This window comes from Curtobacterium pusillum (assembly GCF_007673235.1).
GTDB lineage: Bacteria > Actinomycetota > Actinomycetes > Actinomycetales > Microbacteriaceae > Curtobacterium > Curtobacterium pusillum_C.
Genome location: NZ_VDZH01000006.1, coordinates 17,032 through 43,377 on the forward strand (window position 1 = coordinate 17,032; position 26,346 = coordinate 43,377).

Below are 26,346 nucleotides of genomic sequence, written 5' to 3' on the forward strand. Positions count from 1 at the left end.
GGGGGTCAGTGCTCCGTGGTGGTCGTGGTGGTTGCGGTCCGAGGGGTCCAGCCCGTGTCCGGGGTCTCGCCGATGCGCTCGAGGGCGTCGACCACGAGATCCCAGAACCGGCCGTGGTCGAGCTCCATCGCGGCGCTCGTGCGGCAGTCCTCCGGCGCGGGCGCGCGGAAGTCGGCGACGGTCATGCCGAGGGTCAGGGCGCCCTGCGTCTCGATGTGGATCGGGACCTTCACGGCACGGACGACGGTCGGGTCGATGACGTACGCGACGGCGCAGGGGTCGTGCACGGGCGGGGCGTCGAATCCCTGGGCGTCCTTGTACGTCTGGCCGAAGAAGTCGAGCAGTTCGCCGACGAACGCGGCCGGCGCGGTGCCGACGGCGGCGATGCGCGCGGCGACCTCCGGGGTGGCGAGCGCCTGGTGCGTCAGGTCGAGGCCGACCATGACGACGTCCCAGCCCGCGTCGAAGACGATCGAGGCGGCCTCTGGGTCGATGACGATGTTGAACTCGGCGACCGGGCTCCAGTTGCCGACGTGCACGCCGCCGCCCATGAGCACGACCTGCTTGACGCGCTCGACGATGCGGGGCTCCTTGCGGGCCGCGAGGGCGATGTTCGTCAGGCCACCGGTCGGCACGAGGGTGACGGTGCCGGGCTCGTGTGCCATGACGGTCTCGATGATGAGGTCGACCGCGTGCCGCTCGTCCAGTTCGAACGACGGCTCCGGGAGCATCGGACCGTCGAGACCGCTCTCGCCGTGGATGTCCGGCGCGACCTCGATCTCGCGCAGCAGCGGGCGGTCGGCGCCGGCGGCGAACGGCACCCCGGTGATCCCGGCGATGCGGGCGACGGCGAGGGCGTTGCGGGTGACCTTCGGGAGCGTCTGGTTCCCGACGACGGTCGTCACGGCCAGGAGCTCGATGTCCGGGTTGCCGTGGGCCAGCAGGATGGCGACGGCGTCGTCGTGGCCGGGGTCGCAGTCGAGGATGATCTTCGCTGGCGCATGAACGTCGGACACTGGCGTGCTCCACTTCCTTGGGGATGAGGTCTGGGCCCGACGTGGTGGGGATCCGCGGCGGAGGATCAGCTCCCGCGGCACGTCAAGCGTTTGACATCAGAACACGTCAAGCGTTTGACGTCAAGTCAGAGCGGCACGTCCGACGCGGCGCCCGGCCTCGCGCACCGCCGGTCGGTAGCATCGTCGGGTGCCATCCTCCGCCGCTCCCGGCCGCCGTGTGACCGCAGCGATGGTGGCCGAGCGCGCCGGCACGAGCATCGCCACCGTCTCCCTCGTCGTGAACGGCAAGGAGCGCGGGCGGGTCTCCGAGCCGATCGCCACACGGGTGCGCGACGCCGTCGATGCCCTCGGCTACGTGGTCGACCACGCGGCGAGCTCGCTGGCGCGGGGCTCCGGCGACCTCGTCGTCCTCATCGCCCCGGACCTGTCGAACCCGTTCTTCGCCGAGGTCATCCGCGGTGTCCGGGACACCGTCGGCGACCGCTTCCAGCTCGTGCTCTCCGTGACCGAACGCGGCGCGCAGCCCGTGGCCGCGGACGTCCGGCGCTTCGAACGACTCCGGCCGGCGGGGATCCTCGTCGACGCCCCGGCCGCCGGCGAGGCCATGACCGCCACCGTGCCCGTGGTGCTGCTCGACGCCCCCGGTGGCGAGGAGGCCGTCAACTACGACCTCTCCCCCGGCGTGCACGAACTCGTCGCGCACCTGCACGAGCGCGGGCACCGGCGCGTCGGCTACCTCGACGGGACCTCGCGGGCGGCGACGTTCGGCGTCCGTCGGGAGCTCTTCGAGCAGGAGTGCGCCGCGGTCGGCATCGCGGTCTCCGAGGTCACCGCCCGGGCCGACCTCACGGTGGACGCTGCGGCATCGGCGACGGAGCACGTCCTCGAGGCCTGGCAGGACGACGACGTCACGGCGGTCGTCGCGGCCGCCGACACCCTGGCGTACGGGGTGCTCCGGGTCGCCGGGCGGCTCGGCATCGCGGTCCCCGGGGAACTGGCGGTCGCCGGCTTCGACGACCTGCCGTCGTCCTCGGTCACCGCGCCGGCCCTGACGAGCGTCGCGCTCCCGGGCGCGGACCTCGGCCGCGCAGCGGCGCTGCGGCTGCTCGCGACGCTCGACGGCACCGCGCCCGAAGTCGCCGTGCTGCCCGCGCGCCTCGTGCGCCGCGCGAGCACGGGCGCGTAGCGCGCCGCGCCGCGGTTCCTGTCCCGAAAAGCGACGACGGGGCCGTGGGCGCGTGGAGCGGCGGCCTGGAGGCACGGTGCGGGGCCACCCCGCGCCTCCAGGCCGGCGGTGGTCGCGACCACCCCGCCAAGGCGACAGATCCCGCGGACGGTGACCGGCGAGACCGCGAAAGCGACAGTTCTCCGCGGATGTTCCGCGGAGAACTGTCGCTTTCGCGAAGGTGGGCGGGCCGGCCTACCGGTCGGCTTGCTCCGCCGGCGCGGCCTGCTCCGCGGCCGGAGCCGCGTGGCCCGCGCGCTGCGCACGCTCGAGCTCGTCGGCCTCGTCACCGCCGACCGCCTCGCCGCGGGCGACCATGCCGGCCGTGTCGGAGAGCTTGATCTGCGGCAGGAACAGGGCGAGCAGGAACGCCACCGCGATGAACGGCAGCAGGTACCAGAACACCGGCGCCAGCGAGTCGGCGTACGCGTTCACGATGCCGTCCTGCACGGCCTCGGGCAGCTTCGCCACCGTCGCGGGGTCGATGCTGCCCGCCGACGACGCGGCATCGGTCGCCGAACCACCGGCCCCGCGGAACACGTCGGTGAGCGACGTCGTGAGCCGGGCCGTGAAGAGCGCTCCGAACACGGCGGTGCCGAGGGAGGCGCCGACCTCACGGAAGTAGTTGTTCGTCGACGTCGCGGTGCCCACCTGCTCGGCGGGCACGGCGTTCTGCGCCACGAGGACGACCACCTGCATGATGAGGCCGAGGCCCGCACCGAAGACGAACAGGTACGCGCAGATCAGCCAGATCGGGGTGTCCGCCGCGAGCTGGGTCATGGCCAGCATCGCGAGGGCGACGAGGATCGTGCCGATGATCGGGAACATCCGGTAGCGGCCGGTCTTCGTGATCAGGTTGCCGGACGCGATCGAGGTGCCGATCAGGCCGACCATCATCGGCAGCATCAGCAGACCCGAGACCGCGGCCGAGGTGCCCGACGCCATCTGCAGGAACGTCGGGACGAAGCCGATCGCCGCGAACATGCCGATGCCGAGCACGAGGCCGATGCCGGTCGCGAGCAGGAAGGTCCGGTTCTTGAAGAACGACAGCGGCAGGACCGGGTCCGCCGCACGCGACTCGACGAGCACGAGGAGCGCGGCCGACACGACGAGACCGGCGAACCAGGCCCAGGTCTCGGGGACGTCCCAGCCGTGGTCCTTGCTGCCGCCGAACTCCGAGAAGAACACGAGGCACGTCGTCGCGGCGGACATGAACAGCACGCCGAGCACGTCGATGCGCTTCGTCGCCTTCTTGCTCGGCAGCGTGAGCGCGAACCAGGCGACGAAGAACGCCGCGATGCCGACCGGGATGTTGATGTAGAACGCCCAGTTCCAGGTGAGGTGGTCGACGAAGAAGCCGCCGAGCAGCGGGCCGCCGATCGCCGACAGGCCGAAGATCGCGCCGAGCGGGCCGAGGTACTTGCCGCGCTGGGAAGCCGGCACGATGTCGGCGATGATCGCCTGCGACAGGATCATCAGACCGCCACCGCCGAGGCCCTGCATCGCACGGAACACGACGAGCTGCGTGAAGTCGCCGGCGAAGGCACAGCCTGCGGACGCGATCGTGAACAGGGCGATCGCGATGAGGAACAGGTTGCGGCGACCGAGGACGTCACCGAACTTGCCGTACACGGGCATGACGATGGTGGAGGCGAGCAGGTAGCCCGTGGTCAGCCATGCCTGGTGTGCGACGCCGCCGAGCTCGCCGACGATGGTGGGCATCGCCGTGGAGACGATGGTCTGGTCGAGGCTGGAGAGCAGCATCCCCGCGATGAGCGCGGAGAAGATGATCCAGATCCGGCGCTGCGTGAGGAGCAGCGGCCCGTCGGAGCCTGGGCGAGCACGCTTGGTCGTGCCCGGCGCGGTGGCGCTCATGGAGTGGTGTCCTGTCCGGTCGTGATGGCCGCCCTCAGCAGGCGGAGGTTCGTGGTGAGCAGCTCGTCGAACGGCGGCCCGGTCGCTTCGTCGAAGGCGTCGTCGAAGAACGTCTCGGCGGTGACCTTGAGCAGTGCGGCCGCCGCCTCGGTGACCAGCCGTGCACGTCGGTCAGCGGGGTCGCCCCAGCCGAACCGCTGCCGCACGGCCTCGGTGATCCGGGCGAGCTGCACGTCGGTCGCGGAGAGGAAACGGGCGACGAGCGCCGGCTCCCGCTCGAACACCCGACGGACGAGGGCCTCGTCCGCACGGTCGATGCCGACGCGGTGGAACTGGTCGATCGCCAGCGCGACGATCGAGCCGAGCGGGTCGAGGTCGCCGGGGACGATCCCGCCCGCGGCGTACTCGTCGATCGCCTCGACGTCGGCGTTGATCTCGATGCCGAGCACGGCGTCGTCCTTCGACGCGAAGTGGTTGAAGAACGTGCGCCGGGACACCCCGACGGTCTCGCAGAGCTGCTCGATCGTGAAGCCGTGCAGCCCGTGCTCAACCGTCGAACGGCGTGCTTCGACGATCATGCGTCGGCGCAGCGCGCGGGTGCGTTCGGTGGTGCTCACCGAGCAAGAATTGCACTCTGTACCTGAAAGTGCAACGAGAGGTCGGGTTACAGCGCCTTCTCGAAGCAGAACGACCACGGCATCGTCGCGGCGTAGGGCTCGTACACCGGGATCCGCGTCCAGCCGGTCTTCTCGTAGAGCGCCACGGCCTCGGGCTGCTTGTCGCCCGTCTGCAGGATGAGCCGCTGCGCCCCCTGCTCCCGTGCGATCTGCTCCCCCTCGGCGAGCAGGGCGGTCGCCGCACCCTTGCCCCGCGCGGCGGCGAGCACGATGAGGCGCTTCAGCTCGACCTCGTCGCCGAGTCGTCGGACGGCGATGTGCCCGAGGGCCTCGCCGTCCTCGTCGATCGCGAGCAGCGAGGTGATGATCGTCGCCGGGTCCACGGCGAGCGCCCGGCCACGCTCGGCCGTCACCGCCGGGTCCTCGTCGCCGTTCGACGCGCCGTAGCGCTCGTGCATCTCCTCGTCCATGCGGGCGCGGAGCGCCACTCCTCGGGGGTCCTCCCACGCGACGCGTTCGATCGTGATCACGACGGACGATCCTGTCACGGATGCCAGCGTCGGCGCGACGTCTGCTCCTCGTAGGGCTGCGGGTCCGGGTAGGTCAGGAGTTCGACGGTGCTGCCCCACGGTGTGCGGACGTAGACGAACCGGTTGCGGTCTCCGGCCTCGGGGCCCGGCAGCGGTCGCGGCTCCCCGAGCGCGGTGGCCCCGGCGGTGACGACCCGCTCGAGGGTGGCGTCGAGGTCGTCGACGTACAGCGCGAGGTGCTGCCAGCCCAGGTCCGACGGCACCGCGGGGTCGTCCTGGTCGACGTGGTCGAACGCGAACAGCTCGATGCCCGGACCGCCGGGCATGGCGAGCATCCGGATCCGGACCTCACGAGCGGTACCGGGCACGCCGAGACGACCGGTGGTCGCCGGCCCCTCCTTCGGCGGCTCGTCGGCACGCAGCGTGTCGTACAGCACCTCGGCGTCGAAGGCCCGGACGAGGAAGTCGGTGGCGGCCTCGACGTCGGGCACGGTCACGCCGACGTGGTCGATGCCCCGGACGCTCACGCGGCCTCCGCCAACGCCGCGATCGGGCCGTCGCCGGCACGGAACGCGGCGAGCACCGCTGCCGCGTCGTCGTACACCTCGGCCGCACCGGCACCGCGGAGTTCGTCGCCGCCGATCCCACCGGTCATCACGCCGATGCAGGTCACGCCGACCCGGCCGGACGACTCGACGTCCCACATCGCGTCGCCCACCATGACCGCGGCGTCGGCGTCGACGCCGGCCTTGCGGAGCGCGACCTGGATGATCCCGGGGTCCGGTTTGGCCTGCTCGACGTCCTCGGAGCTCGTCACGGCCGCGATCCACCGCTCGGCGTCCAGCAGCTCCCGCAGCCGCACGAGCTCGTCCTCCGGAGCACTGGTCGCGAGGACCACGGCGTGCCCGGCCTCGGCGACCGCCTGCAGGAGCTCGCGCGCCCCCGGGAGCAGTCGGAGCCGCGGCTGGTGCTCGGCGAAGTACGCCGAGTGGTACTGCTTCGCGGTGCCCCAGGTGTCGTCCGAGGCGTCCGGGAGCAGTTCCTCGAGCAGCTTCGCGGAGTCCATGCCGATCGCCCGGTGGATGTGCCAGGCGTCGACGGACTCGCCGACCGCCAGGAACGCGCGCCACCAGGCGTCGATGTGGGCGTAGTTCGAGTCGACGAGGGTCCCGTCGATGTCGAACAGGACAGCGGTGGAGGGTGCGTCCGGCATCCCTCCACCCTGGCCTGGAGGCACGGATCGCCTCCCAGGGGCGACCCGCGTCCGTCAGACGGTGATCGATTCGCCTGCGGGCAGGATCTGCACCGGCACCGGTCCGAGGCCGTCCGGGCCGAGGAACCGCGCGGCGGACTGCTGTCCGAGCTCGCTGAGCATCGCCTCGTGGATCTGCACGGCGCGCTCCGGCGAGACCGCGCGGACGTAGTCGACGGCCTCGGCGGTGCTCGTCCACGGGCCGCTGGTCGGCAGCAGCAGGGTCTGCACCGGGACGCCGGGCACGAGGTAGGCGTCACCGGGGTGGAAGACGACGCCGTTCACGAGGTAGCCGACGTTCGCGATGGTCGGGATGTCGCCGTGGATGACGGCGTGCTCCTCGCCGAAGACCTGCACGGAGAACGGGCCGACCTCGAACGCGTCACCGGCGGAGACGGCGGCGACGCGGCCGTCGTGGGCGCCGAGCTGGTCGACGATCGCGGCGGGGCCACGGACGACGAGCGCGTCGTTCGCGTCGAGGGCGGCACGGACGGCGTCGACGTCGAAGTGGTCGAAGTGCTCGTGGGTCACGAGGACGGCGACGGCTGCCGTCGCGAGGTCGGCACCCTCCGGCGTGAACGTGCCCGGGTCGATGACGAGGGTGGCGCCGTCCTGCTCGAGGACGACGGTGGCGTGGTTGTACTTCGTCAGCTCCATGCCCTCGAGTCTACAACCGTGTTGTACATCTCCGGGTCGATCAGGATGAGAGGTCGTTCACCGTTCGAGCCGTGCCGCGATGCGGTGGAACAGCTCCGGCACCCGGGCGAGCGCCGCACGGTCCGCCTCGGACAGCTCGGAACCGATCACGGACGCGAACGTCCCGGCCCGGGCGCTGCGCTCCCGCAGCATGACCGTGCGACCGGCGTCCGTCAGCCGGATCACCGAGACCCGCCGGTCGCCGTCCGCGACCCCTCGCTCGACGAACCCGCGCTCCTCGAGCTCCGCCACCGTCCGCGACTGCCCCTGGTGCTTCACCCCACGGGCACGGGCGAGCTCCGCGATGGTCTGCGGCCCCTGCCGGTCGAGCAGCCCCAGGCTCGCGCTCTGCGCCTGCGGCAGCTCGTCGGTGAGTGCCCTGGTGGCCCGCACGATCCGCCCGATCGACTCGCGGAGCTCCTCGGCGAGGTCGTCCGGGGTCGTCGTCATGCCCTCGACCGTACCGCCGGACCCCGGCACCGGCGGCGACGCCGGACGTAACCCGCTGCCGGACGGACCGCTGCACGACGAAGTGTGACGCGCCTCCAGGCCGGATCAGCGGCCCCAGACGCAACGCGACGCAACCCGGGGACACGACCCGTCACCGAGCGTGCGGAGCCCGCACCGGCGACCCGATCATCGGGTCCCATGACCACCACCACCGCACCCGCCCGGACCGACCGCGCAGCGGACCTGGTCGACGCGCTCGGACGACTGCACCCCGACATCGAGGTGCGGCCCGCCGGCCGCGCGACGAGCGCCTACCGCTACGACGCCGGGACCACGCCCCGGAACGGTGCGCCCGTCGAGGGCGACGGGCCGGCCGTGGCGTTCCCGTCCGACGCCGCTGCGGTGCAGGCAGTCGTCCGGCTCGCCGGCGAACACGGCGTCTCGATCGTGCCCCGGGGTGCCGGCTCCGGGCTCTCCGGCGGCGCCACCGCGACCCGGGACCAACTCGTCGTGTCGACCGAACGCCTCGACCGCATCGTCGAGGTCGCTCCGCTCGACGAGGTCGCCGTCGTCGAACCCGGCGTCGTCAACGCGGCGCTCAACGCCCACCTGGAGCCGTACGGGCTGTTCTACGCACCCGACCCGGCCAGCTTCGAGATCTCGACGATCGGCGGCAACATCGCGACGAACGCCGGCGGCCTGCGCTGCGCGGGGTACGGCGTGACGCGGGAGTCGGTGCTCGGCCTCGACGTGGTGCTCGCGGACGGCAGCCTGGTGTCCGTCGGCCACCGGTCGGTCAAGGGCGTCAACGGCCTCGACCTGACCTCGTTGTTCGTCGGCTCCGAGGGCGTGCTCGGCATCGTCGTCCGCGCGATCGTCCGGCTCCGGCCGATCCCGGTCGCCCGCCGGACCGTCTCCGCGTTCTTCCCGAGCACGTCGGCGGGGCTCGACGGACTCGACGCGATCACCCGCTCACCCGTCCGGCCCACCGTCGTGGAGTTCTTCGACGAGCCGAGCCTCACCGCGATCGACGCCTTCAGCGGCACCGCGCTGCGGGACCGGGGCGCGTCGCTCGTGCTCGTCGAGCTCGACGGCTACGGCATCGACGAGCAGACCGCCGACCTCACCACGGCACTGACCTCGTCCGGTGCGGTCGTGACCGCCGAGACCGCCGAGGACGGCCACGCCCTGTGGGAGCTCCGCCGGCACGGCCGCGGGCACACCGAGCCGCAGTGGTTCGTCGGCGAGGACATCGCCGTACCGAAGTCCCGCCTGCGCGACGTGTACTCCCGGTTCGCCGAGCTCGAGGAGCGCTTCGATGTGCGCGTCTCCGCGGTGTCGCACGCGGGGGACGGCAACCTCCACCCCGCGATCACGAGGGCCATCGGCGACGCCGACCCCGCCGACCGCCCGGCTGCCCTCGACGAGGCCGCGACCGAACTCGTCCGCATCGCCCTCGCCGCCGGCGGCACCGTCACCGGAGAGCACGGCATCGGCACGGTGAAGCGGGAGTGGGCGGCGCTCGAGCTGTCGCCGCGGCACCTCGCCGCCCAGCGGGCGCTCAAGGACGCCCTCGACCCGGCCGGGCTGCTCAACCCCGGCAAGGCCATCTGACCCGCTCCACCCGGAACCGACCCGCGCTCCACCCGACCCTGACAGGAACCCCCATGACCGATTCACCCCGCTGGCGCCGGCCCCTCGCCGGTCTCGCGATCGCCGCTGCGGCGGCCCTCGTCCTCACCGCGTGCTCGTCCGGCTCGCAGGCATCGTCGACGTCGGACGGCAAGCCCGTCGAGGGCGGCAACCTCACCTTCCTCATCCAGGGCTACGACAACGGGTTCGTGTCGAGCAAGAGCGCGATCTCGAGCTACGAGGGGAACCTCTGGGGCGAGATCACCGACAAGCTCGTGTACGTCGACGCGAAGGGGAAGACCAGCCCGTGGATCGCCACGAGCTGGGACCAGTCCGACGACGCGAAGCACTTCACGCTGCACCTCGAGAAGGGCGTGACGTTCTCGGACGGCACCGCGCTCGACGCCCAGGCCGTGGTCGACAACATCGACCTCTGGGCCCACGGCGACGCAGACCGGGGCATCAGCAAGGTGGGCCTCTTCCCGTCGAGCACGTTCGTCGGGGCGAAGGCGACCGACGACCACACCGTCCAGGTCGACTTCTCGTCACCCGCCCTCGGGTTCATCCCGACGCTCGGGTACCACGGCTCGATCCTGCTGTCGCCGAAGACCCTGGCGCTGCCCGTCGACCAGCAGGCCGACCTGTCGAAGGAGATCGGCTCCGGACCGTTCACGGTCGAGTCCTACAAGGAGGGCGAGGAGTACGTCCTGGCGAAGCGGAAGGACTACGACTGGGGACCCGCGGCGCTCGGCCACACCGGTGCGCCGTACCTCGACACCCTGACCTACAAGGTGATCAAGGACGAGTCGGTCCGGACACAGGCGGTCGTCGCAGGTCAGGCGGACGTGTCGTTCAACGTCGAGCCGCAGGAGATCGACTCGCTGAAGTCGCAGGGCTTCACGGTCGACACCCCGCGGTACCTCGGGTTCACCGACGGCTTCAAGGTCGACACCACCGCGTTCCCGACGAACGACGCCGCGGTCCGCAAGGCGATCCAGATCGGCATCGACCGGAAGGCGATCCTGAAGACCGTCTACATGTCGGACTGGCAGGCCGCGACGTCGTTCATCCAGGGCAACGTCCCGGAGGTCGCCGACGAGTCGAAGCTGCTCGCCTACGACCCGGACCGCGCCGAGCAGCTGCTCGACGACGCCGGGTGGACGACCGGCTCCGACGGTGTCCGGTCGAAGGACGGCAAGGACCTCGAGTTCACGCTCTCCCCGAACCCGTACGTGCCGTCGACGCAGGCCGAGGACGAACTGATCGCGCAGCAGCTCGCGAAGATCGGCGTCAAGGTCCGACTCAAGGTCGTCGACGTCGCCGGGTACGCCGCGGTGCAGGCCTCCAACCCGCCGCTCTACCAGACCTCCCGCAGCTTCGTCGACGTCGGGACGGTCGCCGGCGTGCTCACCAGCCAGAACGGCGGCGAGGACTGGTTCGGCCTCGGCTCCAGCGACGCGACGCTCAACGAGCTGTCCACCGCCGTGGCCACCGCCTCGGACGAGACCGCCCGGAAGAAGGTCGCCGCCGAACTGCAGCAGTACGTGCTCGAGCAGGGCTACTTCGTCCCGACGGTGCAGCTCGTCCAGCGCCTGTACCTCATCTCGCCGAAGGTGCACGGGACGAAGTACAACGGCCTCGCCTACGCGAACTTCGCGACCGCCTGGATCGAGCGGTAGCCGTGTCGTACCTCCGTTACGCGCTGCTGCGGGTCGCGCAGGCCCTCGTCGTGGTCCTGCTGGCGTACGTGCTCACGTTCCTGGTGATCACCGTGCTGCCCGGCGACGCGGTCACGAACGCGCTGCGCGACCCCCAGAGCGGCCTCAGTGAGCAGGACATCGCGAAGATCGTGTCCTACTACGGCCTCGACCAGCCCGTGCTCCTCCAGCTCTGGCTGTCGCTGTCCCGGTTCGTGGTCGGACAGCTCGGGTTCTCGTTGCAGTCGAACCTGCCCGTCACGCAGGTCATCGCGGGCTCGTTGCCGTCGACGCTCGTGCTCGCCGGCTCGGCCCTGCTCGTGTCGATCGTCTTCGCGGTCGCCATCGCGTACGGCTCGCAGTACGCCCCGGGCGCCTGGCTCCGGAACGCGCTGCGGTCGGTGCCGTCGTTCTTCCTGTCCGTGCCGAACTTCGTGATCGGCCTGGTGCTCATCTCGTGGTTCGCGTTCCAGCTGCACGCCTTCGCGGTGATCGAGCCGGACAGCCCCGTGGCGACGTTCTTCGCGGCCGTCACGCTGGCGATCCCGGTGTCGGCACCGCTCGCCGAGGTCCTCATCGCGAACCTCGACCACGAGTCCCGGCAGGAGTACGCGATCGTCGCGCGCTCCCGGGGACTCTCGCAGGCAGGCCTGTTCGCCCGGCACCTGGTCAAGCCGTCGCTGCTGCCCGCGGTGACGATGGTGGCGCTCGTCGTCGGGGAACTGCTCGGCGGGTCCGTGATCACCGAGACGATCTTCGGTCGGGACGGCATCGGCGTGGTCGTGCAGAAGGCCGTCACGACACAGGACGTCCCGGTGCTGCAGGCCGTCGTGTCGCTGGCCGCGGTGGTGTTCGTGGTCGTGAACCTCATCGCCGACCTCGTGTCGCCGTTGCTCGACCCCCGCATCTCGCTGCGGACGACGTCGACGAAGGCACGCACCGCGACGGAGCTGGTGCCGGCATGAGCGCGGACCTCACCACCGTCCGGGTGGCCACGACGCCAGCGGTGCGGGCGGGGGAGCGCCGTCGCCGCCTGGCCGTCCCACCGACCGTGCTGCTCTCGTTCGCGGTGCTCGTGGTCGTGCTGCTGTGGTCGGTCGCACCCAGCCTGTTCACCGGCCAGAGCGCCGTCACCGGGGACACGGCCGCGAAGCTGCAGGCACCGTCGGCCGCGCACTGGTTCGGCACCGACTACCTCGGCCGCGACCTGTACGCCCGCGTGGTGCACGGCACGGCGTCCTCGGTGACGAGCGCACTGGTCGCGGTGGCCATCGGCCTCGTGATCGGTGGTCTCATCGGGCTCGCGAGCGGGTTCCTGCGCGGCTGGGTCGACGTCCTGCTCGGGCGCGTCGTGGACGTCCTGCTCGCGATCCCGGGGTTCCTGCTGGCGGTGGTCATCGTCAGCTCGCTCGGTTTCCACACGATCAACGCCGCGATCGCCACGGGCATCTCGGCCGTCGCGGCCTTCGCCCGGCTCGCCCGCGCGGAGACGCTCAAGGCGCGGGGGGCGACGTTCGTCGAGGCCTCGACCCTCGTCGGTGGCTCCGGCGCGCACGCCCTGTTCCGGCACGTGCTGCCGAACGCGTACCGGTCGGTGCTCGCGCTGGCCGTGCTCAACATCGGCACGTCGATCCTGGTGATCGCGTCGCTCGCCTTCCTCGGCTACGGCGACGCCCCACCCGCGTCGGACTGGGGGCTCCTGGTGGCCTCCGGCAAGACGTACCCGACGGCACCGTGGCTCGTGTACGCCCCGGCGGCCGTCATCGTCCTCACCGTGCTCTCGGTGAACCGGATCAGCCGCTGGCTGCGGAAGGCAGGTCGGTCATGACGGTCCTGGAGGAACGGATCACCACGGACACGCTGCTCACGGTGCGCGGGTTGACGGTCGCGTACGGCGGGACCGAAGTCGTGCACGGCGTCGACTTCGCGGTCCGCCGCGGGCGGACCGTCGCACTGATCGGCGAGTCCGGGTCGGGCAAGTCGACGATCGCGAAGGCGGTGCTCGGCCTGCTGCCCGCGGGGTCGACGGTCAGCGGCTCGGCGGACTTCGCGGGCGACGACCTCGTCACGCTGCCCGACCAGCGCTTCCGGGCGCTGCGCGGACGCCGGATCGGGTTCATCCCGCAGGACCCCGCGACCGCACTGAACCCGGTCCGGACGATCGGGTCGCAGGCGCTCGAGGCGGCCGCCCTCACCGACGCCCCCACCGCCGGGGCGCGACGGGCCGCGGTCCTCGCCGTCTTCGAGCGCGTCGGGCTCACCGATCCCGAGCGGGTGTGGCGGTCGTACCCGCACGAGCTGTCCGGCGGCATGCTCCAGCGCGTGCTCATCGGCCTCACCGTCCTGCCCGAGCCGGACCTGGTCGTCGCCGACGAGCCGACGAGCGCCCTGGACGTGACGATCCAGAAGCGGATCCTCGACCTGCTCCAGCAGCTCCGGGCCGAGCGGGGGATCAGTCTGCTGTTCATCACGCACGACCTCGCCGTCGCGGCCGAACGGGCCGACGACCTCGTCGTGCTGCGGGACGGCGTCGTCGAGGAGCAGGGTCCCGCCGCCGAGGTGTTCCGCGCCCCGAAGTCCGAGTACGCCCGACTGCTGCGCGCCGACGTGCCCGCGCTCAGCCCGGACCGGTACCGGTCCAGCGACGTCGACCGCACCGGCGCCGGCACCGATCGCCCCGCGCACGTCTCGGTGTCCGGGGTCGCCCGCCACTACGGCCAGGGCGACCGCACGGTCCGGGCCGTCGACGGGGTCTCGTTCGACGTCCGCGCCGGGACCACACACGCGCTCGTCGGCGAGTCCGGCTCCGGCAAGACCACCACCGTCCGCATGCTGCTCGGCCTCGAACGCCCCGACGCCGGGGTCATCGCCGTCGACGGCGCCGAGGTGCACGGGCGCTCGAGGGCCGAGCTGCGCCGGGTCCGCCGGCAGCTGCAGCTCGTCTACCAGAACCCGTTCACGTCGCTCGACCCGACGTGGCAGGTCCGTCGGATCGTCGGCGAACCGCTCGACCGCTTCCGGATCGGTACCCGCGCGTCCCGGGCAGCGGCCGTCCGTGAGGCACTCGAGTCCGTCGGCCTGGACGAGCGGTACCTGCGTCGCCGCCCCACCGACCTGTCCGGCGGGCAGCGGCAGCGGGTCGCGATCGCCCGTGCCCTCGTGCTCCGGCCCGAGGTGGTCGTGCTCGACGAACCGACGAGCGCGCTCGACGTCACCGTGCAGGCCGGGATCATCGGGCTGCTCACACGGCTGCAGCGGGAACTCGGACTGACCTACCTGTTCGTCTCGCACGACCTCGCCCTCGTGCGGCAGGTCGCGGACACCGTCACGGTGCTGCGGCACGGCCGGGTCGTCGAGTCCGGGCCGGTGGAACAGGTGTTCCACGACCCGGAGCACGAGTACACGCGCACCCTGCTCGACGCCGTCCCGGCAGCCAGCTGAAGGAGAAGCCATGACGACCACCACCGCCGGCCTCAAGCCGTCCCTCATCCGGGCGTTCACCGCGCCGAAGGGGTTCGGCGACCAGACGCTGCGCGACCCGCGGCCCGACGCGATCGAGCTGCTCGGCGGCATCCCCGACCCGGGCGTGCTGCCCGCGGCCGAGCTCGCCGAGGCCACCGCGCGCGTCCTGTCCCGTCCCGGACTGCCCGCGCTGCAGTACTCCCGGACCGCCGGCATCTCCCCGATCCGCGAGTGGATCGCCGCGCGCGAGGGTGTCCCCGTCGACCGGATCGTCATCACGAACGGCGGCTTCCACGGTCTCGCCCTGGCGATCCAGGTCGTCCTCGAGCGCGGTGACCTCGTGGCGGTCGACAACCCGGTGTTCCCGCTGTTCCTCCGCGGGCTGGAACTGTCCGACGCACGGACACTGCCGATCCCGGTGGGTCCCGACGGACTCGACCTCGACGCCCTCGAACGCGAGCTGGAGGCCGGCGCTCGACCCCGTGCGCTCTACACCGTGCCGGATTTCCACAACCCGACGCAGGGCACGCTGCCGGCCGCCGAGCGGGAGCGCCTCGTCGCCCTCGCCGAACACCACGACTTCGTGGTGTTCGCCGACAACCCCTACCGCGAGCTCTGGTACGGCGACGGCCCCGAGCCCGTCGACGCCTTCAACCACTCCGAGCACGTCGTGCACGTCAACACGTTCACGAAGACGCTCGGCCCCGGGCTCCGGCTGGGGTGGATCGTCGTGCCGGAGCGCTTCGCGGGCGACGTCGTCGCGCTCCGGAGCCGGCAGGACTCGCACAGCTCGACGTTCGTGCAGGCCGTCATCGGCGAGCTCGTGACCGCGGACGAGACCCTGTTCGACCGCACCCTCGACCGTGCTCGCGCGCTGTACCGGTCCCGCGCCGAGACGCTCGCCTCGGCACTCGCCGACGCGGCCCCCGGCGTCTTCGAGGCGACCGTCCCCGGCGGCGGGCTGTTCCTCTGGCCGCGGATCGCCGACGACCGGATCGACGCCGACGCCCTCGCAGCGGCGGCGAGCGCCGAGGGCGTCGAGTACCAGCGCGGCGGGTTCTTCCCCTCCGGGCCGGGCACCGACGCGGACCGGCACCTCCGGCTCGCGTACGGCCACGTCGACGAGGAGCGGCTGCGTCTGGCGGCGACGCGCCTGGGGCAGGCCGTCGCGCGCTTGTGAGGTGACCAGCAGAGGGACGGGAGGCGCGGTGCCAGCTGGCACCGCGCCTCCAGTCCGTCGGTGCAGCGTCAGCTGCTGCGCACGTCGTCCGCAGCGCCCCGGGCGTGGTCCTCGACGTCGGACGCGGCGCCCTGCGCCTCGTCCTTGACCGTCTGCGCGGCGTCCCTCGCGGTGCCGCCGAGGTCCTGCGCGTGCTCCTTCGCGGCGCCACCGAGCTGCGAACCGACGTCCTTCGCCTGCTCCTTGACGTCCTCGACGAGGGGTCCGGCCTTGTCCTTCAGATCGCCGGCGAGCTGCTCCTCCTTGTCGGAGGTCGGGATGAGCGACGACACGAGCCAGCCCGCGCCGAACGCGATGAGACCGATGGCGAGCGGGTTGCCCTTCGCCTTCTCGACGCCGCGCTGCGCGGTGTCCTTCGGGGAGCCGCCGCCCATCACGGACTCGCGGACGTCCTGGATGCGGTCCTTCACCTTCGCGGTCTGCCGGTGGGCGATGGACGACGGGCTGACCTTGTCGGCGAGGGCGTCGACGTCGGAGCCCAGTTCGCCGCGGGTGCGCTCGATCTCGGCGCGGATCTCGTCTGGGGTGCTCATGGCTTCCTCCCGGTGGTGGGCTTGAGTGCTTCGGGGACTTCCTTGACGGTCTCGACCGTCTGCGGGGCGCCCTGGATCTGCTGGAGTTCCCGGCGGCCGCGCAGTGCGAGGACCGCCGCGACGACGGCGTAGACGACTCCGATGACGAGACCGGACCAGGCGTTGCCGATCAGGTACCCGAGGCCCCACCACGCGGCGATCGACAGGAACAGCAGGGCGAAGACCGCGGTGAGCCCGGCGCCGCCGAACATCCCCGCTCCCTTGCCGGCCTGTTTCGCCGAGGCGGTGAGTTCGGCCTTCGCGAGCGTGACCTCCTGCCGGAACAGCTGTGAGAGGTCGCGTGAGACGTCGGAGAGCAGCTCGCCCAGCGGTGTGGTGGCGGCCCGCTCCTCGGGCCCGGGCGCTCCCGGGGGTGCGGTGTGGGTCATGCGCCGTCCGCTTCGTGCTCGTGCTTCGCCTCGGTCGCGAGGGCCTTGGTCAGGCGACCCGCGAGGATGCCCGCACCCGCCGCGAGCGCGATGAACGTCCCCGGGCGCTTCGCCGCGAAGGACTTCACCTCGGCGAGGAGCGAGCCCGGGTCACGCTGCTCGAGGTACCCGGCGAACGAGTCGGCACGCCCGGAGAGGTCCTGGACGAGCCGCGAGGCCACACCCTGCTCGTCGTCACTGGCGGCCATGCGTCCCAGCTGCTCGCCGAGGCTCCGCAGGCCGCCGGCAGCGCGCTGCTGCTGGTCCGCTGCCTGGTCCTTGAGGGTCTCGGACGCCTGGGCGTACAGCTGCTTCGCGTGGTCGGTCGCCTCGGACGCGACGTTCGCGACCTGCTCCTTGGCGGTGCCGGCGACGTCGGAGGCCTTGTCCTTCGCATCGCCCGCGACGTCCCGTGCAGCATCCTTCGTCGCTCCGGCCGTGCCGGACTCGGACGTGTGGGATCCGGACGCGTCGGCAGGTCGGGGCGCCGGCGTGCCGTCGGCGTACGAGGGCACCGTGACGCCGGGGTGGACCTCGTGTCCCTCCGTGGCCGCCGTCCGGTCGTGGATCGGGGTGCCGGTCGCGCCGGCGGGTGGGATCGGGGTGCCGGTCGCGCCGGCGGGTGGGATCGTGCTCATGGTCGGCCTTCCGGTCCGTGGCGCCGCGGGCAGAGCGTCCGTGGCTGCACCGACGCTGCGCCGTGTGCGCTGGCGCGCGGCACAGGAACGTCGCAAAGCGCGAGCGGCCCGAGCGCACAGCGCCCGTCCGGTTGGATCGGGGGATGCACCGCGTGTCCGTCGTCATCCCCGTGCGCGACGACGCCGCACACCTGCGCCGGTGCCTCGACGCCCTCGCGATGCAGTCGGTGGTCGCCGACGAGGTCATCGTCGTCGACAACGGCAGCCGGGACGACAGCGCGGCGGTGGCCCAGGCGGCGGGGACGATCGTGCTCACCGAACGGGTCCGCGGCATCGCCCGGGCCTCTGCCCGCGGCTACGACAGAGCGTCCGGGGACGTCCTCGTCCGGCTCGACGCGGACTCGGTCCCGCCGCCCGGGTGGATCGCCGACGCGCTCCGGCTGCTCGACGACCCCGAGGTGGTCGCGGTCACCGGCCCCGGGCGCCCGCACGACGGCAGCCCGGTCGTCGGCCGGGTCTGGGACGCCGTCTACATGCGGCCGTACTTCGCCCTGATGTGGGCGGCGCTCGGACGGCCGCCGCTGTTCGGGTCCGCGATGGCGATCCGTCGGGACACCTGGCTCGCGATCCGGTCCCGCGCCCACCGGCTCGACCCGGAGGTGCACGACGACGTCGACCTCAGCATGCAGCTCGACCCCGCGTGGCGTGTGGTGGCCGATCCGGCGCTCACGGTGCAGGTGTCCGCGCGGCCGTTCTCCGGTCTCGGGTCCGCGGTGCTCCGGACGCGGCGGGCGTTCCACACGTTCCGGGTCAACGGGCGACGGGCGAACCCGGTGCGGCGGTGGGCGCGGCGGGCGCGGGTCGCGGTGCGGCGGCGGGTGGCCGTCGGGTGGTGGCGCGCGCGCTGAGGCGTCGGCTCAGGGACGGTGGTCGCGTGGGTCGTTGGGGTTGTCGAGGGGCAACTGCCTCGGCCAGGTGCGGCCCTGCGAACCAGCGAGCGCACCGACGGTCCCTCGCCACACGGCGATGAGCACGGTCAGGAGCCACCCGTGCTTCCTCGGGTTCGCGAACCCGTCGTCACCGTACGGCCGGTCGTCCCCCGGATCACCCATGCGCCCTCCTCGGTACGACCCCGATGCTACGGGCGTGCGGTCACCGGTTCCGCAGTGCCGGGACACGGTTCGGTGACGACCGGCGGCGCGGACCGTGCCGGAGCCGAGGATCCGACCAAGACGTCCGGGGTCGACCGGCCGGAGCCCCGTCCCGCGTCGTCGACGGGGTACTGACGTGACGGACGGGAGGCGCGTGGCCAGCAGCCACGCGCCTCCCGTCCGTCAGCCCATCTGTCGAACGGGCCGCGTCGTCAGTCCTCGCCGAGCCAGCGCCGGCGACGCACCGCCAGCAACCCGGCACCAGCCGCCAGGAGCAGCAGCGCTGCGATGCCGCCCGGCACCACGAGGTCGGTGCCCGTGAAGGCCAGTCGTCGACCGCTCGGGGTCGTGACCACCACGCCGCCACCGGGGCCCGGGTTCGGCGCGATGCCCGCGGCGGCCGGGACCGTGACGGACAGGTCGGCGGTCGAACGGCTGCCGTCCGCGTCCGCCACCGAGTAGGTGACGGTCGACGTGCCCGCGAATCCGGTCGCCGGCGTGAAGGTGATGCGGCCGTCCACCCCGACCCGGAACGTACCCTGGCCGGCGATCGTCACCGTGGTGACGAGCGCACCGGTCTCCGGGTCCACCAGACGGACCGACGAGGCGACGAGGGCGGTCGAACCCGAGCTGTCGTTCCCGGTCACGTCGACCGTGACCGGTGTCCCCGTCGCGGTCGTACGGTGGTCGCTGACCGCCTTCGGCGGCGTGCCGACCGTGACGGTCACGGTCGAACGGGCCGTGCTGCCGTCACCGTCGGTGACCTGGTACGGCGCCGAGACCGGGCCGGTGAAACCGTCGACCGGGGTGAAGGTGATCCGACCGGTCGTGGCGTCGACCGTGAAGGTGCCCTTGCCGGCGATGGGCAGGCTCGTCACCGGGGCCCCGGCGGCGTCCAGCAGCCGGACGGAGGTCGGGTCGAGCGGCGTCGCCGTGTTGCCGGCCACGTCGTTGCCGAGCGGGTCGACGGTCACCGGCGTGCGGGCGGCCGTGGTCGCCGTGTCCGGTCGGGCGGTCGGCACGACCGGGTCCACGGTGACGGTGATCGTCGCCGTGGCCGTCTGCGCCCCGGTGTCGGACACCTGGTAGACGACGGCGGGCGTGGTCCCGCTCCAGCGCGCGGCGGGCGTGAACGTCACCGCGCCGGTGGTCGGGTCGATCCGGAGGACACCCTGGCCGGGGACCGTCAGGGTCTTCCCGCCGTCGGTGACCAGCACGCCGTCCGGCTGCCCGGCGGTCGGGAAGACGACCGTGGTCGGGTCGAGCGGGGTGCCGCCCCGCACGCCCGGGGCGTCGTTCGCGAGCGGGTCGAACCGCACCGGAGTGTTCTGCGTCGTCGTCCGGGCATCGTCGGCGGCACGGGGACCGACGGCGGTCACCGTCACGGTGACGGTCGAGCTGCTCGAGGTGCCGTCCACGTCGCTGACCTGGTAGGTCACCGGTGCCGTCGTCCCGCGGAAGGCGGGCTCCGGGGTGAAGGTGATCGCGCCGGACTCCGGATCGATCGTCCACACGCCCTGGGCGGGGACCGTCAGTGTGCGGGCGCCGTCCGACACGGTCACGTCACTCGGCTGGCCGGCGGTGGGGAACCGGACCGATGCGGGGTCGAGCGGCGTCCGCGTGTTCCCGGCGGTGTCGTCGGCGAGCGGGTCGACCGTCACGGCGGTGCCCTGCGACGTGGTCGCCGTGTCCGGCTGCGCGGTCGGCGAGACCGGGCTGACGGTGACGGTGATCGTCGCGGTGGCCGCGGCCCGGCCCGTGTCACGGACCTGGTACGTCACGGGCGTGGTCGTGCCGGTGAAGCCCGCGGTCGGCGTGAAGGTCACGACGCCCGAGCTCGGGTCGACGACGAAGGCGCCCTGGTCGGGGACCGTGATCGTGATGGTCCGACCGGAGTCCGAGACGGTCGACCCCTTCGGCTGTCCACCGACCGGGAAGCGCACCGTCGACGGATCGATCGGGGTGCCACCCTCGACACCGGGCTCGTCGTTCGCGGTCACCGGGATCGCCACCGCGGTGTTCTGCTGCGTGGTGGCGGTGTCGTCGACGGCGTGCGGCGAGACCGGCGACACCGTGACGGTGAGGGTCGCCGTCGCCGGCGTCCCGTCGACGTCCGACACCTGGTAGGTGACGGGCTTCGCGTCGCCGCGGAACGCCGGTTCCGGGGTGCAGGTGACGGCACCGGTCGACGGGTCGGCCCGGTAGACCCCCTGGCCCGGGACCGTGAGCGTGCGCCCACCGTCCGACACGGTGGCGTCCGCGGGCTGCCCGGCTGCCGGGAACACGACCGTGGTCGGGTCGAGCGGCGTGGCCGCGTTGCCGGGCCGGTCGTCATCGAGGACGTCGACGCGCACCGTGGTGCCCTGGCTGGTGGCGGCGGTGTCGTCGGTGGCCGTCGGGCTGACCTTCGTCACGGTCGCACCGATGGTGCCCGTGCCGGTCTGCCCGCCCTGGTCGGCGACCTGGTACGTCACCGGGGTGGTGGGTCCGGTGAAGCCGGCGGCCGGCGTGTAGGTGACCTTCCCGGTGGTCGGGTCGGCGGTGTAGGTGCCCTCACTCGGGACGGTGAGGGTGCGACCACCGTCGGACACGGCGGCGCCGGTCGGCTGTCCCGCGGCGGGGAAGACCACCGTGGTCGGGTCGATCGGGGTGCCGTCCTCGACGCCCGGCCGGTCGTTCGCCGTGACGTCGGCGGTGACCGGGGTGTTCTGCTCGGTCGTCGTCGTGTCGTCGCCGACCTTCGGGCCGACCGGGGTGGCCGTGACGGTGACGGTCGCGACCGAGGTGTTCCGGTCGCTGTCCGAGACCGCGTAGGTGATCGGGGTGGCCGCTCCGCGGAGGGCCGGGTCCGGCGCGAACGTGACGGCGCCGGTGGCGGGGTCGATCGTGTAGACGCCGTCACCGGGGACCGTGAGCGTCCGACCGTCTGAGGAGACCGTGGCGCCGGCGGGCTGACCCGGGGTGGTGAAGGTCACCGTCGTGGGGTCGATCGGGGTCTGCGCGTTCCCCGGCTCGTCGTTGCCGAGGACGTCGACCGTGACGCGCTTGCCCTGCGTCGTCGTCGCGGTGTCCGACACCGCCTTCGGTGCCACGGCGTTCACCGTGACGGCGATCGTCGCGGTGTCCGTGCGACCGCCGCGGTCGGCGACCTGGTACGCGACCGGGTCGACGTCGCCGGTGTACCCGGCCACCGGGGTGAACGTCACCGTTCCGGTGGTGGGGTCGGCGACGAACGTGCCGCGGCCGGGGACGGTGATGCTGCGGCCGTCGGTCGCGACCGTGGCGCCCGTCGGCTGACCGCTCGTCGGGAAGACGACGGTGGTCGGGTCGATCGGGGTCCCGCCGGCGACGCCCGGGGCGTCGTTGGCCGTCACGTCGACGGTCACCGCGGCGTTCTCACCGGTGGTGGCGATGTCGTCGGCGGCCTTCGGGCCGACGGCGGACACGGCCACGGTGACCGTGGCGGTCGTGGGCGTGCCGTCGGTGTCGGCCACCTGGTAGGTGATCGGCGACGTGGTCCCGCGGAACGCAGGGTCGGGAGTGTAGGTGACGACACCGGTCGACGGGTCGGCGGTGTAGGAGCCCTGGCCGGGGACGGTCAGGGTGCGGCCGTCCGCCGAGACCGTTGCGCCGCTCGGCTGTCCGGCGGCCGGGAAGACCACCGAGGTCGGGTCGGTGCCGCGGTCGTTGCCGAGGACGTCGACGTCGACCGCCTTGCCCTGGCTGGTCGACGCGGTGTCGGCGTTCGCGGCACCGGCGTAGGTGACGGTCAGCGTCGCCGAGCCCCGCTTGCCGCGGGTGTCAGCGACCGTGTACCCGATCGGCGTCGGGTTGCCGGTGAGTGCGGCGTCGGGGGTGAACGTCACCGCACCCGTCGTCGCATCGACCCGGTGGACGCCCTCACCGGGCACGGTCAGGGTGCGGCCGTCCGAGGACAGCACCGCGCCGGAGACCGAGGCGGGGGCGACGAGCTGCACGGTCGTCGGGTCGACGTCGCCCGTGTCGTTGGCGAGCACGTCCACGGTGACCGCCTGGCCGGGCCGGTTGCCGCGCGAGGCGTCGTCCTGGGCCGCGGGACCGGCGATCGGGTTCGCGAAGGTGCAGGCGACGTTGCTGCCGTTGGTGGTCGGGACGGTGAAGTTCGCCGTCGAACCCGAACCCTTCGACACGACGTCCCCGTTGCTCAGGTCGGTGCAGGTGTAGGTCGTCGAGTAGTCGGCGGCGTTCGTCGTCGAGTTCGCCGGCGTCTGGGTCGCCGTGTACGGCTTGCCGGGCAGGAGGATGATCGGGCCGGCGGTCGCCGAGGTGCCCGTTCCGCTGGTCGAGGCGGTCGCGGGCTTCGGGACGTCCCCGCCGCCGACCGAGACCGTGAACTGGTCGTCGGCGTCCTTGCGGCCCTCCGGCAGCGACGTGGTCGCCTGGCCGGTCGACGGGTACTGGCGGGTGCCCATGTCGGTGAGGGTCGCCGACGGCGTCCTGCGGTCGATGATCGACCCGGTCACCGGGTCGACCTTGAGGAAGCCGTTCGCGCCGCTGCCGGCGATGTACAGGTAGCCGTCGTCACCGAAGGCCAGCGACGTGAGCGCTGCCGGCGGTGCGATCGCCGGACCGACCTGGGTCGCCGTCGCGTTCGCGCGACCGAGGTCGGCCGCGTCGACGCGGTACACCTGGGCGCTGGCGGGGTTGCCGTTCGCCGCGGCCGAGCTCGAGATGAAGTACATGTTCCCGAGGCGGTCGAAGGCCAGGTCGCCGTTGCCGCCGGGCGGGGTGGCTGCCGTGATGGTGGTCGCCGTCGCCGCGATGGTGTTCGTGGTCGGGTCGTAGCTGGTGTACGAGAACTGGTTGCCCGAGTTCGTGACGAAGCCACCGAACCAGTACTTGCCCGTCGTCGGGTCGACGCCACCCATCTGGTTCGCGACCGCCGCACCCGTCGAGCGTGCCGTGACCGTCCAGGCGCCGGTCGACGCCGTGTACTCGTAGACGTTCGTCGCGTTCGTCATGAACAGCTGGCCGCCGTCGTTCGAGAAGCCGAGCTGGTTCAGCCCGGTCGCTCCGGTCGGCTCGGTGAGGACCGTGGTCTCGTTGCCGGTGGTCCGGTCGATCGACACGACGTTCGACGAACCGGAGACGGTGCCGTAGATCGCCGTGGTGAGGAACGGAGCGGCTGCGGACGCGGTCTGTGGGGCGACGAACGCTGCGGACCCGACGGCCAGGGCGGCGACGGTGAACCCGGCGAGGAGCGGGAGACGGGGCGTGCGGAAGCGTCCGCGGTGCTTGGGAGGCACGACGAAGACCTTTCGGGAGGCAGGGACACCGGGCGCAGGGACGCCCGGCAACGGTGTGGTGCCGAACCTAGGTCAGCCGGGGCGCACGCGGGGGCGGGTTCCTCGAACTGGGGGCACGGGTACCCGTGGGGATCGGGGCCTCCGGCCCGAACTGGGGTCAGGCGCGGTCGACCGGCCGCGATCGCACGTGGGTTCGCTCGCCCTGCGGGCCGTACAGGCAGAGCACCTCGGTCACCTCGTCGGTCACGTTGCCGATCCAGTGCGGCGTGTGGGTGTCGAACTCCGCGACCTCGCCGGGCCCGAGGTCGAGGTCGTGTTCGCCGAGCACGAGCCGCAGCCGCCCGGACAGCACGTAGAGCCACTCGTAGCCCTCGTGCGTCTTGAGCGACGGTTCACCGCCGGGCGAGTTCGGCGGGAAGAGCTGCTTGAACGACCGCACGCCCCCGGTCCGCCGGGTGAGCGGCACGACGACACGGCCACCGTGCAGCTCCGGCTTGAGGTGCACACGCGGGTCCCCGGTCTGCGGCGCCCCGACGAGGTCGTCGAGGGGCACCTGGTACGCCCGGGCGAGCGGCAGCAGGAGCTCCAGGGTGGGCTTCCGCTGGCCGGACTCGAGCCGCGAGAGCGTGGACACCGAGATGCCCGTCTCCGTCGCGAGCGCCGCGAGCGTGACGTTCCGGTGCGCCCGGAGGGCGCGCAGTCGCGAGCCGACCCCGTCGACGACCTCGGCGGTCGTGCGCGGGGTGATCCGTTCCTCCCGGCCGTGTGCCATGCCGACCATGTTGCCAGGCCGGCAAGCATCGTTGCCAGATGCGCTCGGGGTCTCGCAGGATGCACGCATGCGTGATCACTACGACGTCATCGTCATCGGCGGAGCTGCCGCCGGTCTGTCCGCCGCCCTCATCCTCGGTCGCTCCCGGCGCTCCGTCCTCGTCGTCGACGCGGGCGAACCCCGCAACGCACCCGCGGAGGGTGCGCACAACTACCTCGGGCGCGAGGGCGCGTCGCCGTCGGAGCTGTACCGGATCGGGCGCGACGAGGTCGCCGCCTACGGCGTCGAGGTGACGGCCGGGAGGATCGTGGCCGCGTCCGCCACCGACGGTGACGGGGTCGACGCGGTCGGCTTCTCGGTCACCCTGGACTCCGGCGCGGTCGTGACGGCACGCAGGCTGGTCGTCGCCTCCGGCGCCGTGGACGTCCTGCCGGAGGTCCCGGGCCTCGCCGAGCAGTGGGGGCGCGGGGTCGTGCACTGCCCGTTCTGCCACGGGTGGGAGGTCCGCGACCAACGCATCGGCGTCCTCGTGACGACACCGAACGGGGTGCACCACGCGCTCATGTTCCGGGCGCTGAGCGAGGACGTGACGGCGTTCGTCACCGATCCGGCGCTCGTCGACGACACCGCCCTGGCTGGTTTGCAAGCACGTGGAATAAGCGTTGTGCCCGGCCCGGTCGCCGAGGTGCTGTCCGTCGACGGAGCCCTCAGCGGGGTGCGGCTCGGGTCCGGCGAGGTCGTGCCGCTCGACGCCCTCGCCGCCGCCAGCACGGTCGAGGCCCGGGTCGGGTTCGTGTCGGGGCTGGGGCTCGAGGCGGTCGACCAGGTCATGGGTGACTTCCGGTTCGGCAGTGCCCTGTCGGTGGACCCGGCCGGGCAGACCTCGGTGCGGGGCGTGTACGCGGCGGGGAACGTGGCGTCCCCGATGGCCACGGTCATCGCGTCGGCGGCTGCCGGGACGCAGGCCGGCGCTGCGGTCCACGGTGACCTGGTGCAGGCCGACCTGGCCGCGGCGCTCGCGGGCGCGGGCGCGGGCGCGGAGCGAGTCTCGGCCTGAGCGACACTTCTCGCGTTCGGAGCCGCGAGAAGTGTCGCCTGCCCCGAGTCTCGGCGGAGTCGACCCGAGACTCGGGGGCGGTCAGTCGACGCGGTAGCCGGCCTGGGCAGCCAGGAGCGGCGCGAGCGTGTACAGCTGGTCGGCGGCGATCGTGGCACCGCGGAACCCCTCGAGCCGCTCGACCCGGTCGAGTTCGGCGCTCCGGAGGTCCACGTGGTCGATCCGGGTGTTCGACCCCTCGGCCGCCCGGATCCGCGTGCCGTCGAACGACACCCGGAGCAGTCGGGCATCGGCGATGTCGAGCTCGTCGATGACGCAGTCGCGGAACACGACGTCGGTGAGCGTCGAGCCGCGGAGGTTCACGAACCCGAGCTTCATCCCGACGAACTCGACGCCGTTCAGCCCCGCGTCGTACAGCTCGGCCGAACCGACACGGCCGCCGGCGATCCGGACCTCGCGCCACGCGCTGCTCGATGCCCGCAGGACCGGGGCGTCGAGGACCTCGACGACCGAGTCGCGCACCCGGAGCCCGCGCAGGTCAGCACCGTCGACCCGGAGCGTCCCGATCACCGACTCCTCGATCTCGACGTCGGGCAGGCGCTCCCCGGCGAGGTCGAGGGTCTCGATGCGCTTCCCCTCGATGCGGTCGCCGGTCAGGACGTCACCGGGCCCGGGCGTCCAGTCGTCGAGGTCGGCGGGTTCGGTCAGGGTGATCCGTGGGGCGTCGGTACCGGAGCTGCGGGGCATGGGC

Annotated in this window: 24 protein-coding genes; 9 read left to right on the plus strand and 15 right to left on the minus strand. The window is 72.6% G+C overall.

All coding sequences use genetic code 11. The features are described from left to right. Window positions 1-5 precede the first annotated feature (5 nt). Window positions 6-1,016 carry a uridine-preferring nucleoside hydrolase UriH gene (uriH, locus tag FS532_RS15930; protein ID WP_144756550.1) on the minus strand — a complete coding sequence of 337 codons (1,011 nt, stop codon included), beginning with the start codon at window positions 1,014-1,016 and terminating at the stop codon, window positions 6-8. Between the two features lie 187 nt (window positions 1,017-1,203). Here uriH and FS532_RS15935 point away from each other — a divergent pair, with 187 nt between their 5' ends. Then, window positions 1,204-2,202, plus strand: coding sequence for a LacI family DNA-binding transcriptional regulator (locus tag FS532_RS15935; protein WP_260852774.1), 999 nt, complete (start codon window positions 1,204-1,206; stop codon window positions 2,200-2,202). Between the two features lie 234 nt (window positions 2,203-2,436). Here FS532_RS15935 and FS532_RS15940 read toward each other — a convergent pair whose 3' ends face one another. From FS532_RS15940 to FS532_RS15970, 7 genes are read right to left on the minus strand one after another with little or no spacing between them, the layout of a single operon-like run. Next, window positions 2,437-4,116, minus strand: a complete 1,680-nt coding sequence (locus FS532_RS15940) for an MDR family MFS transporter (RefSeq protein WP_144756552.1) — start codon at window positions 4,114-4,116, stop codon at window positions 2,437-2,439. After that, on the minus strand, window positions 4,113-4,733 hold the full coding sequence (locus FS532_RS15945) for a TetR/AcrR family transcriptional regulator (protein WP_260852775.1): 621 nt from the start codon (window positions 4,731-4,733) through the stop codon (window positions 4,113-4,115). Before FS532_RS15945 ends, FS532_RS15940 begins: the two co-directional genes overlap by 4 nt. A gap of 47 nt (window positions 4,734-4,780) precedes the next feature. Then, the gene (locus FS532_RS15950) at window positions 4,781-5,263 is read right to left on the minus strand and encodes a GNAT family N-acetyltransferase (RefSeq protein ID WP_260852776.1); all 483 of its coding nucleotides are present in this window, start codon (window positions 5,261-5,263) and stop codon (window positions 4,781-4,783) included. Between the two features lie 14 nt (window positions 5,264-5,277). Next, window positions 5,278-5,790 carry a VOC family protein gene (locus FS532_RS15955; RefSeq protein ID WP_144756553.1) on the minus strand — a complete coding sequence of 171 codons (513 nt, stop codon included), beginning with the start codon at window positions 5,788-5,790 and terminating at the stop codon, window positions 5,278-5,280. After that, entirely contained in the window at window positions 5,787-6,476 is a 690-nt protein-coding gene (locus FS532_RS15960; protein WP_144756555.1) for an HAD family hydrolase, read from the minus strand. The genes FS532_RS15955 and FS532_RS15960 overlap by 4 nt, the downstream gene beginning before the upstream one ends. 54 nt (window positions 6,477-6,530) lie before the next feature. Further along, window positions 6,531-7,172 (minus strand): MBL fold metallo-hydrolase, encoded by a 642-nt coding sequence (locus FS532_RS15965; RefSeq protein WP_144756557.1) that lies wholly within the window; start codon window positions 7,170-7,172, stop codon window positions 6,531-6,533. Between the two features lie 57 nt (window positions 7,173-7,229). Beyond that, on the minus strand, window positions 7,230-7,661 hold the full coding sequence (locus FS532_RS15970; protein ID WP_144756559.1) for a MarR family winged helix-turn-helix transcriptional regulator: 432 nt from the start codon (window positions 7,659-7,661) through the stop codon (window positions 7,230-7,232). Window positions 7,662-7,859: 198 nt separating this feature from the next. Here FS532_RS15970 and FS532_RS15975 point away from each other — a divergent pair, with 198 nt between their 5' ends. From FS532_RS15975 to FS532_RS16000, 6 genes are read left to right on the plus strand one after another with little or no spacing between them, the layout of a single operon-like run. Continuing rightward, window positions 7,860-9,275: an FAD-binding oxidoreductase gene (locus FS532_RS15975; protein ID WP_144756561.1), complete on the plus strand. Its 1,416-nt coding sequence runs from the start codon at window positions 7,860-7,862 to the stop codon at window positions 9,273-9,275. A gap of 53 nt (window positions 9,276-9,328) precedes the next feature. Next, the gene (locus tag FS532_RS15980) at window positions 9,329-10,972 is read left to right on the plus strand and encodes an ABC transporter substrate-binding protein (protein ID WP_144756563.1); all 1,644 of its coding nucleotides are present in this window, start codon (window positions 9,329-9,331) and stop codon (window positions 10,970-10,972) included. Between the two features lie 2 nt (window positions 10,973-10,974). Further along, entirely contained in the window at window positions 10,975-11,955 is a 981-nt protein-coding gene (locus tag FS532_RS15985; protein ID WP_260852777.1) for an ABC transporter permease, read from the plus strand. Next, window positions 11,952-12,818 (plus strand): ABC transporter permease, encoded by an 867-nt coding sequence (locus FS532_RS15990; protein WP_144756565.1) that lies wholly within the window; start codon window positions 11,952-11,954, stop codon window positions 12,816-12,818. Before FS532_RS15985 ends, FS532_RS15990 begins: the two co-directional genes overlap by 4 nt. Continuing rightward, the gene (locus FS532_RS15995; RefSeq protein WP_144756567.1) at window positions 12,815-14,431 is read left to right on the plus strand and encodes a dipeptide ABC transporter ATP-binding protein; all 1,617 of its coding nucleotides are present in this window, start codon (window positions 12,815-12,817) and stop codon (window positions 14,429-14,431) included. Before FS532_RS15990 ends, FS532_RS15995 begins: the two co-directional genes overlap by 4 nt. Before the next feature lie 10 nt (window positions 14,432-14,441). Further along, a complete protein-coding gene (locus FS532_RS16000; protein WP_144756569.1) occupies window positions 14,442-15,632 on the plus strand; it encodes an aminotransferase-like domain-containing protein in 1,191 nt (396 codons plus the stop codon). Between the two features lie 68 nt (window positions 15,633-15,700). Here FS532_RS16000 and FS532_RS16005 read toward each other — a convergent pair whose 3' ends face one another. Genes FS532_RS16005 through FS532_RS16015 form a run of 3 tightly spaced genes read right to left on the minus strand, consistent with a single transcriptional unit; the run spans window position 15,701 to window position 17,330 of the window. Then, on the minus strand, window positions 15,701-16,225 hold the full coding sequence (locus FS532_RS16005; protein WP_144756571.1) for a DUF3618 domain-containing protein: 525 nt from the start codon (window positions 16,223-16,225) through the stop codon (window positions 15,701-15,703). Further along, complete coding sequence (locus FS532_RS16010) at window positions 16,222-16,653, minus strand: phage holin family protein (protein WP_144756573.1); 432 nt, start codon at window positions 16,651-16,653, stop codon at window positions 16,222-16,224. Before FS532_RS16010 ends, FS532_RS16005 begins: the two co-directional genes overlap by 4 nt. After that, complete coding sequence (locus FS532_RS16015; RefSeq protein WP_144756575.1) at window positions 16,650-17,330, minus strand: hypothetical protein; 681 nt, start codon at window positions 17,328-17,330, stop codon at window positions 16,650-16,652. Before FS532_RS16015 ends, FS532_RS16010 begins: the two co-directional genes overlap by 4 nt. A 143-nt stretch (window positions 17,331-17,473) precedes the next feature. Between FS532_RS16015 and FS532_RS16020 the strand changes: the two genes are divergently transcribed. Beyond that, the gene (locus FS532_RS16020) at window positions 17,474-18,238 is read left to right on the plus strand and encodes a glycosyltransferase family 2 protein (protein ID WP_144756577.1); all 765 of its coding nucleotides are present in this window, start codon (window positions 17,474-17,476) and stop codon (window positions 18,236-18,238) included. A gap of 9 nt (window positions 18,239-18,247) precedes the next feature. On the opposite strand, the gene FS532_RS16025 is transcribed toward FS532_RS16020, so the two are convergent. From FS532_RS16025 to FS532_RS16035, 3 genes are all read right to left on the minus strand, one after another. Further along, window positions 18,248-18,442: a hypothetical protein gene (locus tag FS532_RS16025; RefSeq protein WP_144756579.1), complete on the minus strand. Its 195-nt coding sequence runs from the start codon at window positions 18,440-18,442 to the stop codon at window positions 18,248-18,250. Between the two features lie 251 nt (window positions 18,443-18,693). Beyond that, window positions 18,694-23,766 carry a beta strand repeat-containing protein gene (locus FS532_RS16030; protein ID WP_144756582.1) on the minus strand — a complete coding sequence of 1,691 codons (5,073 nt, stop codon included), beginning with the start codon at window positions 23,764-23,766 and terminating at the stop codon, window positions 18,694-18,696. Window positions 23,767-23,923: 157 nt separating this feature from the next. Then, window positions 23,924-24,547 (minus strand): helix-turn-helix domain-containing protein, encoded by a 624-nt coding sequence (locus FS532_RS16035; protein WP_440130724.1) that lies wholly within the window; start codon window positions 24,545-24,547, stop codon window positions 23,924-23,926. Window positions 24,548-24,605: 58 nt separating this feature from the next. On the opposite strand from FS532_RS16035, the gene FS532_RS16040 reads away from it, so the two are divergent. Next, on the plus strand, window positions 24,606-25,595 hold the full coding sequence (locus FS532_RS16040; RefSeq protein WP_144756586.1) for an NAD(P)/FAD-dependent oxidoreductase: 990 nt from the start codon (window positions 24,606-24,608) through the stop codon (window positions 25,593-25,595). An 81-nt stretch (window positions 25,596-25,676) separates the two neighbouring features. Here the strand turns inward: FS532_RS16040 and FS532_RS16045 are convergent, their stop codons facing one another. Then, window positions 25,677-26,342, minus strand: a complete 666-nt coding sequence (locus tag FS532_RS16045; RefSeq protein WP_144756588.1) for a pentapeptide repeat-containing protein — start codon at window positions 26,340-26,342, stop codon at window positions 25,677-25,679. Between the last annotated feature and the right edge of the window lie 4 nt (window positions 26,343-26,346).